Origin of the sequence: Binatus soli (SeqCode) (genome assembly GCF_050015535.1) — a bacterium.
Taxonomy (GTDB): Bacteria; Desulfobacterota; Binatia; order Binatales; family Binataceae; genus Binatus; species Binatus soli.
Window position 1 is genome coordinate 70,751 of sequence record NZ_JBEKBF010000009.1, and the last position, 16,031, is coordinate 86,781.

The 16,031-nt window shown below is 61.8% G+C and carries 14 protein-coding genes; 4 read left to right on the forward strand and 10 right to left on the reverse strand.

The window, feature by feature from the left end; all coding sequences use genetic code 11:
• Positions 1 to 44: 44 nt before the first annotated feature.
• Positions 45 to 1,004 carry an AAA family ATPase gene (locus tag ABR989_RS08660; protein WP_428127593.1) on the reverse strand — a complete coding sequence of 320 codons (960 nt, stop codon included), beginning with the start codon at positions 1,002 to 1,004 and terminating at the stop codon, positions 45 to 47.
• Between the two features lie 343 nt (positions 1,005 to 1,347).
• Between ABR989_RS08660 and ABR989_RS08665 the strand changes: the two genes are divergently transcribed.
• Both ABR989_RS08665 and ABR989_RS08670 read left to right on the forward strand, forming a co-directional pair.
• Complete coding sequence (locus ABR989_RS08665) at positions 1,348 to 2,445, forward strand: Gfo/Idh/MocA family protein (RefSeq protein WP_428127595.1); 1,098 nt, start codon at positions 1,348 to 1,350, stop codon at positions 2,443 to 2,445.
• Between the two features lie 14 nt (positions 2,446 to 2,459).
• Entirely contained in the window at positions 2,460 to 3,578 is a 1,119-nt protein-coding gene (locus ABR989_RS08670) for a Gfo/Idh/MocA family protein (RefSeq protein ID WP_428127597.1), read from the forward strand.
• Between the two features lie 83 nt (positions 3,579 to 3,661).
• Here ABR989_RS08670 and ABR989_RS08675 read toward each other — a convergent pair whose 3' ends face one another.
• Positions 3,662 to 4,900 carry an acyl-CoA dehydrogenase family protein gene (locus tag ABR989_RS08675; RefSeq protein ID WP_428127599.1) on the reverse strand — a complete coding sequence of 413 codons (1,239 nt, stop codon included), beginning with the start codon at positions 4,898 to 4,900 and terminating at the stop codon, positions 3,662 to 3,664.
• A gap of 333 nt (positions 4,901 to 5,233) precedes the next feature.
• Between ABR989_RS08675 and ABR989_RS08680 the strand changes: the two genes are divergently transcribed.
• Positions 5,234 to 6,037 (forward strand): NRDE family protein, encoded by an 804-nt coding sequence (locus tag ABR989_RS08680; protein ID WP_428127600.1) that lies wholly within the window; start codon positions 5,234 to 5,236, stop codon positions 6,035 to 6,037.
• On the opposite strand, the gene ABR989_RS08685 is transcribed toward ABR989_RS08680, so the two are convergent.
• A complete protein-coding gene (locus tag ABR989_RS08685; protein ID WP_428127601.1) occupies positions 6,022 to 6,207 on the reverse strand; it encodes a hypothetical protein in 186 nt (61 codons plus the stop codon). The two genes, ABR989_RS08680 and ABR989_RS08685, sit on opposite strands and share 16 nt — an antisense overlap.
• A gap of 137 nt (positions 6,208 to 6,344) precedes the next feature.
• Between ABR989_RS08685 and ABR989_RS08690 the strand changes: the two genes are divergently transcribed.
• Positions 6,345 to 7,409, forward strand: a complete 1,065-nt coding sequence (locus ABR989_RS08690; RefSeq protein ID WP_428127602.1) for a foldase protein PrsA — start codon at positions 6,345 to 6,347, stop codon at positions 7,407 to 7,409.
• Positions 7,410 to 7,467: 58 nt separating this feature from the next.
• Here ABR989_RS08690 and ABR989_RS08695 read toward each other — a convergent pair whose 3' ends face one another.
• The 7 genes from ABR989_RS08695 to nadC form a co-directional block, all read right to left on the reverse strand.
• Complete coding sequence (locus ABR989_RS08695) at positions 7,468 to 8,202, reverse strand: SDR family NAD(P)-dependent oxidoreductase (RefSeq protein WP_428127604.1); 735 nt, start codon at positions 8,200 to 8,202, stop codon at positions 7,468 to 7,470.
• A 51-nt stretch (positions 8,203 to 8,253) separates the two neighbouring features.
• On the reverse strand, positions 8,254 to 9,531 hold the full coding sequence (lpxC, locus tag ABR989_RS08700) for a UDP-3-O-acyl-N-acetylglucosamine deacetylase (protein WP_428127605.1): 1,278 nt from the start codon (positions 9,529 to 9,531) through the stop codon (positions 8,254 to 8,256).
• Positions 9,532 to 9,582: 51 nt separating this feature from the next.
• Complete coding sequence (locus tag ABR989_RS08705; RefSeq protein WP_428127607.1) at positions 9,583 to 11,811, reverse strand: sensor histidine kinase; 2,229 nt, start codon at positions 11,809 to 11,811, stop codon at positions 9,583 to 9,585.
• Positions 11,812 to 11,815: 4 nt separating this feature from the next.
• The gene (locus ABR989_RS08710) at positions 11,816 to 12,028 is read right to left on the reverse strand and encodes a DUF2905 domain-containing protein (protein WP_428127608.1); all 213 of its coding nucleotides are present in this window, start codon (positions 12,026 to 12,028) and stop codon (positions 11,816 to 11,818) included.
• A gap of 78 nt (positions 12,029 to 12,106) precedes the next feature.
• On the reverse strand, positions 12,107 to 14,224 hold the full coding sequence (fusA, locus tag ABR989_RS08715) for an elongation factor G (protein ID WP_428127610.1): 2,118 nt from the start codon (positions 14,222 to 14,224) through the stop codon (positions 12,107 to 12,109).
• A 100-nt stretch (positions 14,225 to 14,324) separates the two neighbouring features.
• Positions 14,325 to 15,122, reverse strand: a complete 798-nt coding sequence (locus tag ABR989_RS08720) for a biotin--[acetyl-CoA-carboxylase] ligase (protein WP_428127612.1) — start codon at positions 15,120 to 15,122, stop codon at positions 14,325 to 14,327.
• Positions 15,123 to 15,181: 59 nt separating this feature from the next.
• Complete coding sequence (nadC, locus tag ABR989_RS08725; protein WP_428127613.1) at positions 15,182 to 16,030, reverse strand: carboxylating nicotinate-nucleotide diphosphorylase; 849 nt, start codon at positions 16,028 to 16,030, stop codon at positions 15,182 to 15,184.
• Between the last annotated feature and the right edge of the window lies 1 nt (position 16,031).

Here is a 16,031-nt window from a genome sequence, read left to right on the forward strand (position 1 = left end):
TTGCGCCGTGCCCTACCCTGCTGCTCGTTCAAGCCGCCGCGCGTTCAGTTTAGTAGATCCTTGTCGCTGCCGGCCTCGGTGCCGCGACGCGCGCGCACGCGCCGCACGTAGTCCTTGAGTTCTTCCTGCGCTTTGCGCACATCGCCCTCGTACTTGACGATGGTATCGAGCGTCTCGGTGACGAGTTCCTGATCGAGACTGTTCACGTTGAGGAGCGTCAGGGCCTTGACCCAATCGAGCGTTTCGCTGATGCCGGGCGTTTTCTTGAGATCGAGTTTGCGCAGCGATTGCACGACGGTGACGACTTCCTCGGCGAGCTTGGTCGCCGCCTCGGGGACCTTGAGCTTGACGATCGCAAGCTCCTGCACGCGATCGGGAAAGTCGATGTACAGATGCAAGCATCGCCGCTTGAGCGCGTCGGACATTTCGCGCGCGTTGTTCGAAGTCAGCACGACCAGCGGAATGTGCTTGGCCTTGAGCGTGCCGAGTTCGGGCACGGTCACCTGAAAGTCGGAAAGCAATTCGAGCAGAAACGCTTCGAACTCGGCATCGGCCTTGTCGATCTCGTCGATCAGCAGGACCGACGGCTGCTCGCTGGAAATAGCCTTGAGCAGAGGCCGCGGCAGCACGAAGCGCTCGGAGAAAAAGACTTCGTCCTGCGCGGCGATTCGATCGACCGCCTCGGTCAAGCTCTTGGCGCCGACCAGCACTTCGCTGATTTTGTCTTTGAGAATCTGGGTATAGAGGAGCTGCTTTGCGTACTCCCATTCGTAAAGCGCCTTGCCCTCGTCGAGGCCTTCGTAACACTGAAGACGGATCATATCGAAGCCGAGCGATGCGGCCAGCACCTTGGCCAGGTCGGTCTTGCCGACGCCGGCGGGACCTTCGACCAGGACGGGCTTGCGCAGTTCAGTTGCCAGGTAGATGACGGTGGCGATTCGCCGGCTGGCGATATAATTGTTCTTGGCGAATCGCTCGATTACGTCCTCGATCGATGAAAACATCCATCCTCCTCGACGCCGGAAGCTGAAGGGGCGAACTCCGCGCGAATTAGATTAAATATCATGGCCGGTTGACGCGAGGAAACCCACTGGAGTTGGCGGGTAGCGGCGCCCTCGCCTGCCCTTGATCACTCATCGCTCCACCTCCACACCATCCACCCATCAACTTCATTCTACCCATATCGTTCGACTTGTGCAGAGGTTCCCTGGCAGGCGAACCCCCCTTGCCGGCGCCGCCGAAGCAGAGTGGATCAAAACGGCGCCTAAAACCTTGCCGAGGGAGGCCGCTTGGTTTATAAAGCGGGCTGAAACCAGATAGGCAGAACGGAGATCCGTCTTACACCTCATGATAAGCTGGGGGATCCTGGGAACCGGTTACGCGGCCGGACGGTTTGCCGATGGACTTAAGTCAGTCCGCGGTGCGCGACTGATGGCTGTAGGTTCGCGCAGGCAGAGCTCTGCCCGCCAATTTGCCGGTTTGCTTGCCGTGCCCAGAGCTTATGCTTCGTACAGTGAACTTATACGGGACAAGGACATCGACGTAGTATACATCGCGACGCCCAACAGCAGCCATCGGGACCTAAGTCTTTATTGTCTGAATGCGGGAAAGGCGGTTTTGTGCGAGAAACCCTTTACTTTGAACCACGCACAAGCTCGTGAGGTCGTAGATCTGGCGCGTCGCAAGCACTTGTTTTGCATGGAGGCGATGTGGACGCGGTTTTTGCCCGTGATGCGCGACGTCAGAAAGCTGATCGATAATCGCGACATTGGCGACGTGCAATTGCTGATCGCTGGAATAGGTCACGCCGTACACGCCGACGCGCAAAGCCGGTTCTTCAATCGCGCTCTGGGTGGCGGTGCGCTGCTCGATCTGGGCGTTTATGGTATATCTTTGGCTTGCCATTTGCTCGGCGAACCGAGCAGGGTCACGGGACGCGCGATCCTCGGACCAACGGGCGTAGACGAGCAGTGTTCAGTCATCCTTGAGTACGCGAAGGGCCAACTGGCGGCGATAACCGCCAGCTTGCGTACTCAAGGTCCTAACGAGGCGGTGGTGATGGGGACGAATGGGCGGTTGCGAATCCACGAGCCCTTGATCTGTCCATACCGGATTTCCTTGGAGAAACTCCAGGGGCAAACTGTACAGTCGCCCTCGGCGCCGCGCTGGAGGAGCATAATTAGCCGATCGGCCGTACTTAGAAGGCTTTGGCTGGCGCTCAACGCGGTCGGACGTGTGAAAACTACGGTCCGTTCGTTCCGCGGCAATGGCTACAACTACGAGGCGCAGGAGGTGGTTCGCTGCCTTGAAAGCGGAAAGACCGAAAGCGAACTCATGCCGCTGGATGGGACTATCGGGGTCATGAAGATTCTGGATGATGCTCGGCAACAATGGGGCCTTTCATACCCCGGTGAGCATTGCCAGATGAGTCCTAACGTCAATTAGGAGGCCTTCAACGCGTGACACGCATCGCACTCGTGGGTTGCGGTTACGTCGCGGATTATTACGTCGGAACGCTGCGCGCTCATCCGGAGCTTAAGATTGCGGGAGTTACCGACCGCATTCCCGAACGCGCGTCCCGGTTCGCGGCCTACTATAAGTTGCCCGTCTACCCTTCGCTTGAAGCGGTGTTGAATGACGAGTCGGTGCAGATAGTCGTTAACCTCACCAATCCGCAAAACCATTACGCGGTATCGCGGGCCTGCTTGGAAGCAGGCAAGCACGTTTATTCTGAAAAGCCGCTGTCGACGCTTTTCGGCGAAGCGGAGGATTTAGTAAAACTTGCGGAGCGGCAGCGGCTTTACCTCGCTTCGGCGCCGTGCGGCATATTGAGCGAGACTGCCCAGTCGATCGCCAAAGCGCTGCGGCAAGGAAGGATCGGACGCCCCTTGCTGGCTTACGCGGAACTCGACGATGGCTTCTTGCCCCGCAAACGCTACCGGAATTGGCGCAGCGACTCGGGCAGTCCATGGCCCTGGCAGGATGAGTTTCAGGTCGGCTGCACATTGGAACATGCCGGCTACTATCTCTCGTGGCTGGTCGCCTTTTTCGGCCCCGCGGAGACCGTCACCGCGTTTTCTACCAGCCGCTTGCCGGAGCATCAGGCCCCGGATTTTTCGGTCGCATGCATTCGTTTCGTCTCCGGAGCGGTGGCCCGTCTGACCTGTAGTATTCTAGCTCCCAAAAATCACGGCTTCACGATTATCGGCGACACGGGCATTCTCTGGACCGACGAGTGCTGGGACTATTTACGTCCGATACGTATTCAGAAGTACGGCCTTTTCTACCGCGTTACGGAAAAGTATCCCAGTCTCAGACATTTCCCACTAATTGGCGGAAGAAGGTATCCACTAACGAAAAGTGGGGTAAATAATCGCTATCGGCGGACGCATGGGATGGACTTTGCCCGCGGCATCGCGGAATTGGCGGCCGCGATCACAGAGGGCAGGACGTGCCGCCTATCGCCGCGCTTTTCGTTGCACGTTAACGAACTTGTGCTTGCGATCCAAAATTCCGACGAGGGCGGTGAAACCTATCGCGTTGCCTCAACCTTTGACCCGAGTGATTTGCTGAATTGAGTCATATCAGCGCCTTGGCATGGGTAGCGATACAGTTGCGGTTGTTAACAATACTGCAGCACTGCCAGCGCCGGCGTCCGCAGTCAGTTTCCGAAGTCCCAGCTCTCCCCAGCGTGATACCGTGCCAGCACGTTCTTCGCGATCAGGATCCTGTGGACCTCGTCCGGGCCGTCCGCGAGCCGCAGCGTCCTCGCCCCCTGGTACATGGCGGCGAGCGGCAGATCGCCCGAGACGCCCGCCGCGCCCCACACCTGGATCGCGCGGTCCACCACCCGCTCGTAGGCCGCCGGGACGAAGACCTTGATCGCCGAGATGTCCGTGCGCGGGTCGGCGCGGCTGTCCATGCGCTCGGCGCAGTGGATGGTCATCAAGCGCGCCGCCTGGATGTCGATGTAGGAGTCGGCGATGAACCCTTGAATGAACTGCTTGGTCTCGAGCTTGCCGCCGTGCACCTCGCGCATCGTGGCCCGCTCGACCATCAAGTCGAAGGCCCGCCACATCTGCCCGACCGAGTTCATGCAGTGATAGACGCGCCCCGCCCCGAGACGATCCTGTGCGGCCTGATGGCCCGAGCCTGCCTGGCCCAACTGGTTAGCGAGCGGCACGCGCACGTCGTCGTAGGTGATCTCGCAGTGGTCGCTCGGCCTGCCCCAGATCTCGATGCCGCGCACGATGCGAACGCCCGGCGTGTCCTTGGGCACGATAATCTGCGTCATGCGGCCGTTGTCGTCGCCTTTCCCTCCCGTGCGGCACATGACGATCAGGAAGTCGGCGCGAAACCCGTTTGAGGTGAACCATTTGTGCCCGTTGATCACCCACTGGTCGCCGTCGCGGCGTGCGGTGGTCTTGATCGACCGCGGATCCGAGCCGGCTGAGTCGGGCTCGGTCATGGAGAAGCCGGACTCCATCTTGCCCTCGGTGAGCGGCACCAGCCACTTGCGCTTCTGCTCCTCCGTGCCGTACTTGAGCAGGATTTGCTGGTTGCCCGAGTTGGGCGCGACCACGCCGAAGAGCGCCGCCGCTCCCATACTGTAGGCCAGCACCTCGTTCATGTACGCATGCTCGAGGAAGCCGAGACCGGCGCCACCATACTCCGGCGGAAGATGCGGCGCCCAAAGGCCCGCCTGCTTCACCTTCTCCTTGATCGACTCCCGCAGCTCCCGAGCGCCGCGCCGCTCCTCCGCCGTCGCGCCGTCCCGCCACCCCGCCCAGAGCTCCCGCTCGTTGGGCAGGATATTGCGGTTGACGATCTGCGCCGTGAGCGCGCGGATCTCGTTGATCCGGGGGTCGAGCGTCGGGATGGGTTTCACGTTCATCTGCATGGTGGCCTCCTCTGTCGGCTCAAGCGTAGCGCGGCGCCACCGCGGTCAAAACTTGTCCCGCTCCCCTTGGGGTCAAAGGCCACACTTCACAAGCCTTGTTAGCCGGAATTTCCATTCTAAAAACCTGATTTAGACTCGCACCGGCGCCAGGCGGTTTGCAAACGCGAAGTTCGAGGCGGGGTTTGAGTCCTCGTCTTACGGTCAACCCGGTGTCGTTACTGCCGACATGTGTGTGTACTGTTCTGTATACATTAGCATACAGCAGGGGGTGATCGGGTTGATCGCGAGAATGGCCCTTGTGCGGAGGGGCGGCCGGCTGCCAATTTTGTATGGATGTGCACGCTGGCGATTTATTTTCAGGCGACAACGAAACGCGAATTTCCGGTGGTGATCGCCGCGAATCGCGATGAATTCCTCGACCGCCCCGGATGCGAGCCGACTACCCTGCTCGAGAAGCCGCACGTAGTCGGCGGCAAAGATCTCAGGGCGGGAGGCACGTGGCTCGGAATCAACGAGTATGGAATTGTTGCCGGGCTGCTGAATCGGCGCGCCGACAATGGCGCCAATCCGCAGGCGCGATCGCGCGGGCTGCTATGCCTGGACGCTCTTCGGCGCCGGACCGCGGCGGAAGCGGCAGCGTTCGCCGCCCATGAGCGCGGCTCCGACTACAATCCATTCAACCTCCTGATGGTCTCGCGGACCGAGGGGTTCGTCGCATACAACCGCGGCGCCTCGATCGAAGTTGTCGCACTCAAGCCGGGCCTGCATCTGCTGACCAATCTCGATGTGGACGATTTCGAATGTCCGAAAATAAGCGCGTCGTACGGCAAGTTCGCAGAACTCGGCAATCGCGCCGATTTCCAGCGCGATCCGATCGGACAGCGTGCCGCGCTCGGAGCGTTGCTGGCCGATCACAATACGCAGCTCGATCCGCGAATCGGCGCCGCCGCGGGCGGACGGCCCAATGCGCTCTGTTTGCATCTCGATAATTACGGCACTCGGTCGTCGAGTTTGATCTTCATGCGTGGCGATACGCCTGAAATCGCGCACTACTTCGCGCCGGGGCCGCCGTGCCGAACGGCCTACGGTCCCGCAATTGTCCCGCGCGCTCCGGGTGTGGCTCAGGGGCCAAAGTAAGCGGCGATGCCCGCCAGCACGAAGCATCCGATCGCGATTAGCGCAGAGGCGAGAAAAATCGACGCAAGAAACGGCGCCTCGAACAGAAAAAACAGGATGAAGCCCGCGGCTATCGCGACGACGCTCGCGACTATCGCGAAGACCATGCTCACCGTGCGCAATTGCCCCATCGCGAATCTCCCCGCAGGCTGCCGCCGTGAATCAAAAATATTCCCTTGACGCCGAGGCGCACCCGAGTATACGCCGTGGGTTCGTCGAAGAGGTTGCCGATCCCGCAGGATGGGACCGACTTGGGGGTTCTGAATTGATGCACATTTGCCATCCATTCTCGCGCCGAAAACCGATTGCCTGTCTGATTGTCGCGATCGGCATCGCTTTCGTTGTTGCAACCGCGCGTCCAATCCACGCGCAACTGGGGCAGTCAGGGCTCGAATGGCAGCAACGCTTCCTCGGCATCATTCCGCTGGTCAAGCCCGATCCGAAAGACCCGGTGGTGGTGACAGTCAACGGCGCTCCGATTACGGCGGCGGAAATCGCCGACTACGCGAAGACCGAAGCGCGGATGATCAACGCAACCAGTACCGAGGAATCCAAGGCGGTGTTTCGCGATGCGGGCGAAAATCTAATCAACCGGCAACTGCTGCTGCAGGAGGCGGAGAAACGCAAGATCGCGATTCCCGACGCCGAAGTGGCCAATCGCGCGCGTGAGTTCCAGATTGGAGGGGCGGAAGGCCAGACCGTCCCCCAGAACGGCGCGCCGGATGCGCAGTTGATGAACGCGGTGCGGGGATCGATGCTGATCGAGAAAATGCTCGACGACGAATTCCGGGCGGGTCACGTGCAGCCCACCGACGCGCAGATCAAGCAATACTACGGAGAGCATCGCGACCTGTTCGTCAAGGAGCCCGGCGAAGTGCAGATCGCGCATATCGCCGTGAAGATCCCGCCCAACGCGACCGACGCGCAGAAGAAAGCTGCGGCCGAAAAAATAATCAAGTTGTACAAGCAAGCGCTCAAGAGCAAGGACTTCGCCGCGCTCGCAAAGCAAAACTCCGAGGACACCGAATCCGCGGCCAAGGGCGGCGAGCTGGGCTACTTTCGGCCCGGGCAGTTGCCACCGGTGGTGGACAAGATGGTGTTCGCAACGCCGGTCGGGCAGCTGACGCAAATCCTCGAGTCGAATCTCGGCTACAGCTTTATCAAAGTGACTTCGCGGCGCGGCGAAACGATTGCGCCGCTGGCCGAGGTGAAGGCGAAAATCGCGATGTTCATCCTCGACGAAAATGAGGATGCGGTGGTAAAGGCGCTCATCAAGAAGATCGCCAAAGGCGCCAGGATCGAGTTCAAGAACCCGCCCGCGCGGAGCAGCTAACGTCCCGGCAGGGTGTTCGAGTGAACTTTCATTTTTTTCCTCCCAATGCGCTATTTCTCTAGGCGAGGAGGCGGCCGCCGTCCAGTGCCAGTGTCGCGCCGGTGGCGAAGTCGGTGGCCTCGCAAAAGAAGATCACGGCGCGTGCGACGTCCTCCGGCGAGCCCATCTTTTTTGTGAGCGTCCGACTGACCAGCCGCTCTACTTCGCGCTTGCTGTATTCATCGGGCGGCGCCACCATGCCCAGCGCGATGCAGTTCACTTGAACCTCGGGCGCAAGTTCTTTGGCGAGCGCCCGCGTCAGCCCAATCAGCCCGCACTTGGACACCGAGTACGGCAGGTAGTCCTTGTACGGGCGCGTCCCGGCCCAATCGCCGATGTTGACGATTTTTCCGGCGCCCTTCCGGCGCATCGCAGCGCCCGCGAACTTCGACAGAAAGAACGGCGCCTTCAGGTTGGTATCGAGGGTTGCGTCCCAGTCGCGCTCGGTGATTTGCGTGAGCGGTTTGCGCGCGAAGACCGAGGCCGAGTTGACCAGGATGTCGATTCGGCCGAACGCGTCGAGCACGCCGGCGATCATCTTCTCGATTTCGGCGACGTTCTCGAGATTGGCGCGAAATGCCCGGGCCTTGCCGCGCATCCCCGCGATCTCAGCGACAACTGCGTCCGCCTCGGCGTGCGAGCTGCGATAGTGAACTGCGACCGAAGCGCCGTGGTCGGCAAATTTTATCGCGATCGCGCGTCCGACGCGGCGGCCCGCGCCGGTTACCAGGGCAACTTTTCCCTTGAGGTCCATGCGGGAGATTCGCGCGATCAACTCAATCCGGCGCGGCTATTCGCGCCCGGCTCAGCTCAGAAGCGACGCGTGAATCGCCTTGACCAGCGCCAGGTTGTCGGAATGCCCGGTCTTCGACGCGGTGACATGAGCATGCAATGGATGCCCGAGCAGATAGAGATCGCCAATCAGATCGAGGACCTTATGCCGCGCGAATTCGTCGGGGAAGCGGAGCGTGGTGTTCACGACTTTGTCGTCATCGACGAGGATTGCGTTGTCCAAGCGGGCGCCGCTGCCGAGGCCCAACTCCGCGAGCCTGCGAAATTCCCATACGAAGCCGAAGGTGCGCGCCGGCGCAATTTCGCGGCTGTATGCGTCGGGCGAAGTAAGTTCGAAGTGCAACTGCTGAATGCCGATCGGTTTCGGGTAATCGAGCGTGTAGTCGATTATCAGATGGTCAGCGGGCGCGGCCTTTATAAACTCGAGGCCCTCGCCTTCCTCTCCGATGATTATCTTGCGTTCGATTCCGATCGGTTCGACGGTCGCGTCCTGCTCGGTGAGTCCCGCTTCTCCAATCTGTTTGCAGAACTCGAGCGCCGAGCCGTCGAGCGCGGGTACTTCGTCGTCAGTCTTGATGAGGAGGTTGGTGATTCCAAACGCGTGCAGCGCCGACAGCAGATGTTCGACGGTACGGACCGAGCGGCCGCCGCTGGTTAGCGTGGTGTTGTAGCCGGTGTCGGTGACGTTCTCGAAGCGGACCGGAATAGCAGTCTCGTCGGCGAGCGATGTGAACACGATTCCGAATCCTGGCGGCGCGGGATGCAGTATGACGCCGGTCTTGAGCCCGGTGTGAAGCCCCTGCCCGCCCATCACGATCGATCGCGCGATGGTTCGCTGCGGGATCGCGCCGGCGCGGATTGCCTTGCGGCCGGCGGCGCGGAGCTGCGCGCTCAGGCCGCGCGGGTTGGACGGGTCCGCGCCGGCGGAGTCACCCTCCAGCGCCCGCGCGATTGAAGCGAGCAATCCGCTGACCGAGAACGGCTTCTGAATGAAATCGGCGGCGCCGAGTTTGGTCGCCGCGACCGCGCTCTGGATATTGGCGTGGCCTGAAATCATGATCACCGGCACGCGGGGCTGTTCGGATTTGATCCGCCGCAGCAACTCGATGCCGTCCATATCGGGCATCCACACGTCGAGCAGAACGATCGCAGGACTCTCTCGCGCAATCAGGTCCATCACACCCGGCGCGTGGCCGGTATCGACGACCCGAAAGCCCTCGTCGCTCAAGATTCCACGCAAGGCAGACCGAATCCGCTCCTCGTCATCGACCACCAACACGGTCTCATTCACGTCAAATTGTCTCCGGAAATCGCGTTTCGTTGTAGCGCGGTGAGGGTCGCATCAGCCGGTCGCCTTTGCGAATTGTAGGTCTTTTACAGGAAACTCGAGCACGAATCTACTTCCTCGCGGCGGGTTATCGGTCACGCGGACGAAGCCGTGATGGTCGGTCACGACTGCGGAAACAATCGCGAGGCCGAGACCGGTGCCGCCCTTTTTGCCCGAATAGTAGGGCTCGAAAATGCGCGTGCGCAGGCGTGGATCGATGCCCGGGCCGTTGTCTGCAACTTCGAGAGTTACGATTGAACTGTCGGGCCGCCGATGGCTGCGCACCTCTATCAATGGATTAGCGCCGTTATGACTGATGGCGGTCACTGCGGCGACCGCGTTGTCGAGCAGGTTGACCAGCGCGCGCTTCAACGCTTCGCGATCGATCAGGATGAGCGGAATCGCGGGGTCGAGCGCGAGCGCGAACTCGACGTTGGGATGCGCCGCGCGGAAATTCGCGACGGTCTCACCGGCGAGCGCGTTGATGTCACCGGGAACCGGGTTCAGATGCGGCATCCGCGCGAACGCCGAAAATTCATTGACCAGCCGCTTGAGATCCTCGACTTCGCCGATGATGGTTCGCGTGCATTCCTCGACCAGCGTCGATTCGATTCCCGGACGCGCGCCGAGCTGGCGCCGAAGCCGTTCGGCTGAAAGCTGGATGGGCGTCAACGGATTCTTGATTTCGTGCGCGATTCGGCGCGCGACTTCGCGCCACGCCTCCATCCGCTCGACCTTCGCTATCTGGCTGACGTCCTCGAAGAACAGCACCGTTCCGGCCGGCTCGTCGGGGGTCTCGCCCAGCGGACTGGCGGTCATCATCAGCTCCGTCTCGCCGCCTGCGACTTCGAGCTTGACCGTCGAGCGGGCCTCCCGGGGGCGCGTGGCGAAGGCGAACACGTCGTCGAGCACGCGGGCCAGCGCGGGCGGGAACGCTCCCTGGTAGTTGCGCCCGATAACGGCGGCGGCGCTCAGATCGAGCAGCCGCTCGGCGCACGGGTTGATCGTGGTGATGACGCCGTCATGGTCCAGCCCGACGACGCCCGCCGACACGTTGCGCAGCAGAGTCTCCGTGTACTGGCGCCGGCGCTCGAGTTCGGCGGCGGAAGCGCGCAGATCGGCAGTCATCTGGTTGAAGGAATCGACCAGATGCCCGATCTCGTCGTCGCCCACGGCGGGGATGCGGAAATTGAGATCGCCGCCGGCGATCGCTTGCGTCCCGCGTGCCAGCGACTTGATCGGGCCGGTGATTCCGCGCGAAAGAAATATTCCGAACCAGCTCGCCAGCGTTACCACCACCAGCCCGATCAGCGCCAGCGTCAGCATGTAGCTGTTTATGATGGGCTGGCGAAGAATTCGCAGCTGGAAGTAGTCTTCGGATACGCGCGAAATGTTGGTCGCGCGCGTCGCCAGGCTCCGCGGCAGATAGTAGTCGACCAGTACCGCGCCGAGCACGGTGTCGGTTTCGCTCGAGACGTAAATCGGCGCAGAGCCGCGGATTACGTCGGCGCCGCCGAGCCGGTCGGTGCGGGTGAGCGCCTGTCCCTTCAGCGTTTGCGAGATGATCGGAGAATCGGGCGACGCGCCGATGCCGGTGGGGGTTTTGGGACTGATGTTGATCAGCAGCAGTTTCCGATCGGCGGAGAACACCTCGATAGTGCCAAGGTTGTATTCCTGCTGGCGCTTGGCGATGAACGCTTTGAGGTTGTCGCGCTTTTGCGGAGCGAGCAGGCCCTGAGCCGAGATCTCCCCCGCCAGCACGCGGGCGAAATGCGACGCGTTGTTCGCCGAGTTCAGATAGTAGGTCTTCGCGATCTCCAGCGAGTCATTGAGAATTTGTTCGTACTCGGGATTGAACCAGCTGTTGATGTCGGCGTGCAGGAACACCCCCGACACGTAAAGCAGGAACGCGCTCGGGATCAGCGCGACTGCGATGAATCCCGCGACCAGCCGGACCTGGAATTTCGAACCAATCAATCCGCGCCGGCGCTCGAAGATGACCTTGGCGAGATTGCGTCCGACCAGGAACAGCATCAATCCGAGCAGTAAAAAGCTCAGGTTGAAGAGCGAGATAACCGCCAGATTGGACACCAGCGAGGTGTGACGCGTGAGCGGCGGCAGCTCGGTCTGCGCCAGCACGAACGCGACCAGAGTCACGCCCGCAACGCCGACCGCGATCAGCTCGCGACGGCGCCGCTTGCGCTCTGCAAGCCGATGCGGGCTTACGGATTTTTTCGCTGCCAATTCGTCAACGCCTCATCAGCCAAAACAGCAAGCTCACGGCGATGCTGATAAGAACGCAGGTGGCGAGCGGGAAATAGAAGCTGAAGTTGCCGCGACGGATGTAGATGTCGCCGGGCAGCCTGCCCATATACGGCACCGACGACAATCCCCACAGCGCCAGTCCTACGGCCACGATCGCGATACCGGCGAAGACCAGGCTTTTTCCTATCTGCGCCATCGCAGTGCTGACTCAGCACTGATTGTACTAGACGGGTGGCCCTTGCAATACCCGGCCGCCCTGCCCCGCTGCGAGGCGCTATGCGTGGGCGTGCGCGTGCGATTTGGCGCCGGCCGCCTCGCGCGCCGCGAGCGTCTCCTTGATGATTTTCTCCGCAACCGGACCCGGCGCCTCCTCGTAATGCGAGAAGTGCTGCTCGAACGAGCCGCGGCCCGACGTGATCGAGCGCAGGTCGGGCGCGTACTTCAGCACCTCCGCCATCGGCACCTGCGCCTTGATCACCTGGCCATTGCCCTTGCTGTCCATCCCGAGCACCTTGCCGCGGCGCGAGTTCAGATCGCCGATTACGTCGCCCATGCATTCATCGGGACACGCAACTTCGAGCGCGACGATCGGTTCGAGAATGATCGGTTTGGCTTTTTCCAGCGCCGCCTTGAAGCCCATCGAGGCTGCAATCTGAAACGCCATGTCCGACGAATCCACATCGTGATAGCTGCCGTCAAATACAGTGACCTTGAGGTCCACCATCGGATAGCCGGCCAGATGTCCTTCGACCAGCGTGTTGCGCACGCCCTTTTCGACCGACGGAATGAAGTTGCGCGGGATCACGCCGCCCACGATGCTGTCCACGAACTCGAAGCCCTTGCCGCGCGGCATCGGCTCGATCTTGAGCCAGCAATCGCCGTATTGCCCGCGGCCGCCGGATTGACGCTTGTACTTGCCTTGCGATTCGGCGCGTCCCTTGATGGTTTCCTTGTAAGGAACCTTGGGCGCCTGAAGCTCGACGTCCACATTGAATTTTCTGCGCAGCTTCTCGACCGTGATTTCGATATGCATCTGGCCGGTGCCCGACAAAATGATGTCGTGGGTTTGCGGATCGCGATGCATTTCCAGCGCGAGGTCCTCCTCGATCAGCTTCTGCAGCGCCGCCGACGACTTCTCCTCATCGCCTTTGCTCTTTGGACGAATTGCGAAAGACATCACGGCCGCCGGACGCGTCAGCGGCGGCATCACGAGCACCTGCGCTTTCTCGTCGCATAGAGTGTCGCCGGTGGTGGTGTCCTTCAGCTTGGCGACGGCGACGATTTCGCCCGCGATCGCGCCGGCGATCGGAGACTGCTTCTTGCCTTCCAGGCGCAGCAACTGGCCGAAGCGCTCCTTCGATTCTCTTGTCGAGTTGAACACAGCCGCGTCGGTCTGAGCGCGCCCCGAAACGATGCGGAAGATCGAGAGCTTGCCGGCGAACGGATCGATTATCGTCTTGAACACCAGCGCGGCGAACGGCGCCGCCGGATCGGCGGGACGGCTTACCGGCTCGCCGGTCGCGGGATTCTGGCATTCCACCGGCGGACGTTCGTTGGGCGCGGGCAGAAACGTCGTCACTGCGTCGAGCAGCGGCCCGATTCCGATATTCTTTGCCCCCGATCCGCAGAAGACCGGCGTGATCTTGCGCCCGACCACGGCCGCGTGCAGCGCCGCGCGAACTTCAGCGTCGTCGAGAGTCCCTTTGTCCAGATATTTTTCCAGCAGCGCGTCGTCGGTCTCGGCTACCGCCTCGAACAACGCGGTGCGCGCCGCTTCCGCGCGGGCCTTGAGCTCGGCCGACAATTCCTCTTCCTTGAATTTGCCGCTGGTGTCGGCGTAGGTGAGCGCCTTCATCGCCAGCACGTCGACCACGCCCGTGAAGCCGAGCTCTTCGCCAATCGGGATCGTCAGCGCGACGGCGCGCGCGCCGAGAACCTTTTCGAGGTCCTTCATCGCGGCGTCGAAGCTGGTGCGCTCGCGATCGAGCCGTGACACGAACGCGATCCGCGGCAGTTTCAGCTCCTCGGTCGCGGCCCAGATTTTTTCCGATTCAACCTTGGTGTCGACGCCCGGACTTATCAGCATCACCACCCCGTCCACCGCGCGCAAAGTCGTGATCGTTTCGGGCAGGAAAGCGGCGTAGCCGGGCGTGTCGGCGAGAATTACTTCGGTTTTTTTCCAGTTGAGATGATTAAACGCGGAACTGATCGAAATGTGATGCTTGGTTTCTTCGGGTTCGAAGTCCATCGCCGCCGAGCCGTCGTCGGGCCGCCCCAATCGCGGCGTCGCGCCGGCCGTGAACAGCATCGCATCGGCCGCCTGCGTCTTGCCGGTCCCGCCCTGCCCCACGATTGCGATAGTTCTAAGCCGTCCGATTTCCTCAACAGCCATAGAGAGCACCTCTCAGCCTGCCCGGCGGGACCAGCGCCAATTCCAAGGCGCCGCGCCCCCGCTCGATGCAGTTTTTTATTTTGCGTTAATCACATACGGCCTACTCGTAGGCCCCCTCCACGCTCACCTCACCCGCGACGATTCTCTCGACCCGGTCTCCGATGTCTAGCAGCAGTGCACCTCTCCCGTCGATTCCCTTTACCACTCCCGACTGGCGCCGCCCGCCGTCCACGATTGCGACGCGCTTGCCGGTCAGCGCCGAGTAGCGTTCCCACGCGGGACGAACCGACTCGAAGCCGCGGGTCAGGGTTTCCATATAGCGGGAGTCGAGCAGATTAAAAAGCGAATCGGCGATCGCAATCCGGTCGCATGGATGCCCGGTCGCGATACGCATCGAGGTCGCCTTGTCGCGCAGCTCCGGCGGGAGGTCGTCTGCCGCGAGATTGATATTGATTCCGATGCCCAGCAGCACGCAGTCGAGGTTCTGGAGCGCGTCGGTCACAGCCTCCGCGATTATGCCGCCCGCCTTGCGCCCGCCGAGCCATACGTCGTTGGGCCATTTGAGCGCAACGATCCCCGGCGCCTCGCGCTCGAGCGCCTCCGCCGCCGCGACTCCGGCCACCAGGCTCAGGCGTGGCACGTCGGCCAGTGGAATCGGCGGCCGAATGATTATCGTCGTGTACAGATTGACGCCGGCCGGCGAATGCCATGTGCGGCCCATCCGGCCCCGCCCCGCGCTCTGACGCTCCGCGATCACCGCGGTGCCCTGCTCGGCGCCACCCGCGGCCAGCTCCCGCGCAGCTTCCTGGGTGGAGTCGATTTCGTCGAAATAATGTATTCGCCAGCCGATCCGGCCGGGCGCGCCGCGTTCGATTGCAAGATATGGATTCTGAGGCATTACTTTAAGTTTTTTCAGCGAATCCGCAGCCGCGTAGCGTCGGACGGGGAGCCCGCCAATCAGATCGCATCGATTCTCATGCTGATATCCGGAAATCGGGCCGAATGAGTCAGCGCACCGACGGAGATTAAGTCGGCGCCCGCTTCCGCAATCGCGCGAACAGTCGCGAGTGTCACGCCGCCGGAGACTTCGAGCTGGACTTTCGGTCCCGCGAGCGCGCGCGCTTTGCGGACGTTGTCGAGCGTCATGTTGTCGAGCAGGATCGCATCTGCGCCGGCCTTAAGTGCTTCTTCAACTTGCGCGAGCGTCTCGCATTCGATCTCGATCTTGAGCGTGTGCGGCGCCATCCGGCGAGCACCCTCAATAGCTTTCGTCACTGTGCCCGCCGCCGCGATATGGTTTTCCTTGATCAGCACGCCGCTGTCCAGGCCAATGCGATGGTTATGCCCGCCGCCGACGCGGACCGCGTACTTCTCGACGACGCGCAGGCCCGGATGAGTCTTGCGCGTGTCGATGATCTTCGCGTGCGTGCCCGCGATCGCATCGACGAACGCCCGCGTCGTGGTCGCAATTCCCGAGAGCAGCTGCACGAAGTTGAGCGCAGTGCGCTCGCCGATCAGCAGTCCCGCGAGCTTGCCCTCGATTTCCGCGAGAATACCACCCGCTTTCAGTTCGGCGCCTTCGGGCGCAAGCGCAACCATTCGCGGCTCGGCGCCTGCAAGCCGCATCACGGGCTCAATCAGGATACCGCCGGCGAGAATCATCCGCGGTTCTTTGACCGTGATTCGTGCGCGGCCCATCTTGCCCGGCGCGACGGTCGCAGCCGTTGTGATATCGCCCTGCCCCACGTCCTCGGCAAGCGCCCGCTTGATGAGTTCGGTCAGGTCGAGTTGGCGCAGGAGTTCCATG

Bases quoted from the DNA above. Each gene is read 5' to 3' on its own strand.
- ABR989_RS08720 (WP_428127612.1), bottom strand. From the start codon at position 15,122: ATGCCTCAGAATCCATATCTTGCAATCGAACGCGGCGCGCCCGGCCGG.
- ABR989_RS08690 (WP_428127602.1), top strand. From the start codon at position 6,345: ATGCACATTTGCCATCCATTCTCGCGCCGAAAACCGATTGCCTGTCTG.
- ABR989_RS08675 (WP_428127599.1), bottom strand. From the start codon at position 4,900: ATGCAGATGAACGTGAAACCCATCCCGACGCTCGACCCCCGGATCAAC.
- nadC (WP_428127613.1), bottom strand. From the start codon at position 16,030: ATGGAACTCCTGCGCCAACTCGACCTGACCGAACTCATCAAGCGGGCG.
- ABR989_RS08660 (WP_428127593.1), bottom strand. From the start codon at position 1,004: ATGTTTTCATCGATCGAGGACGTAATCGAGCGATTCGCCAAGAACAAT.
- ABR989_RS08685 (WP_428127601.1), bottom strand. From the start codon at position 6,207: ATGGGGCAATTGCGCACGGTGAGCATGGTCTTCGCGATAGTCGCGAGC.
- ABR989_RS08710 (WP_428127608.1), bottom strand. From the start codon at position 12,028: ATGGCGCAGATAGGAAAAAGCCTGGTCTTCGCCGGTATCGCGATCGTG.
- ABR989_RS08680 (WP_428127600.1), top strand. From the start codon at position 5,234: ATGTGCACGCTGGCGATTTATTTTCAGGCGACAACGAAACGCGAATTT.
- ABR989_RS08665 (WP_428127595.1), top strand. From the start codon at position 1,348: ATGATAAGCTGGGGGATCCTGGGAACCGGTTACGCGGCCGGACGGTTT.
- ABR989_RS08695 (WP_428127604.1), bottom strand. From the start codon at position 8,202: ATGGACCTCAAGGGAAAAGTTGCCCTGGTAACCGGCGCGGGCCGCCGC.
- fusA (WP_428127610.1), bottom strand. From the start codon at position 14,224: ATGGCTGTTGAGGAAATCGGACGGCTTAGAACTATCGCAATCGTGGGG.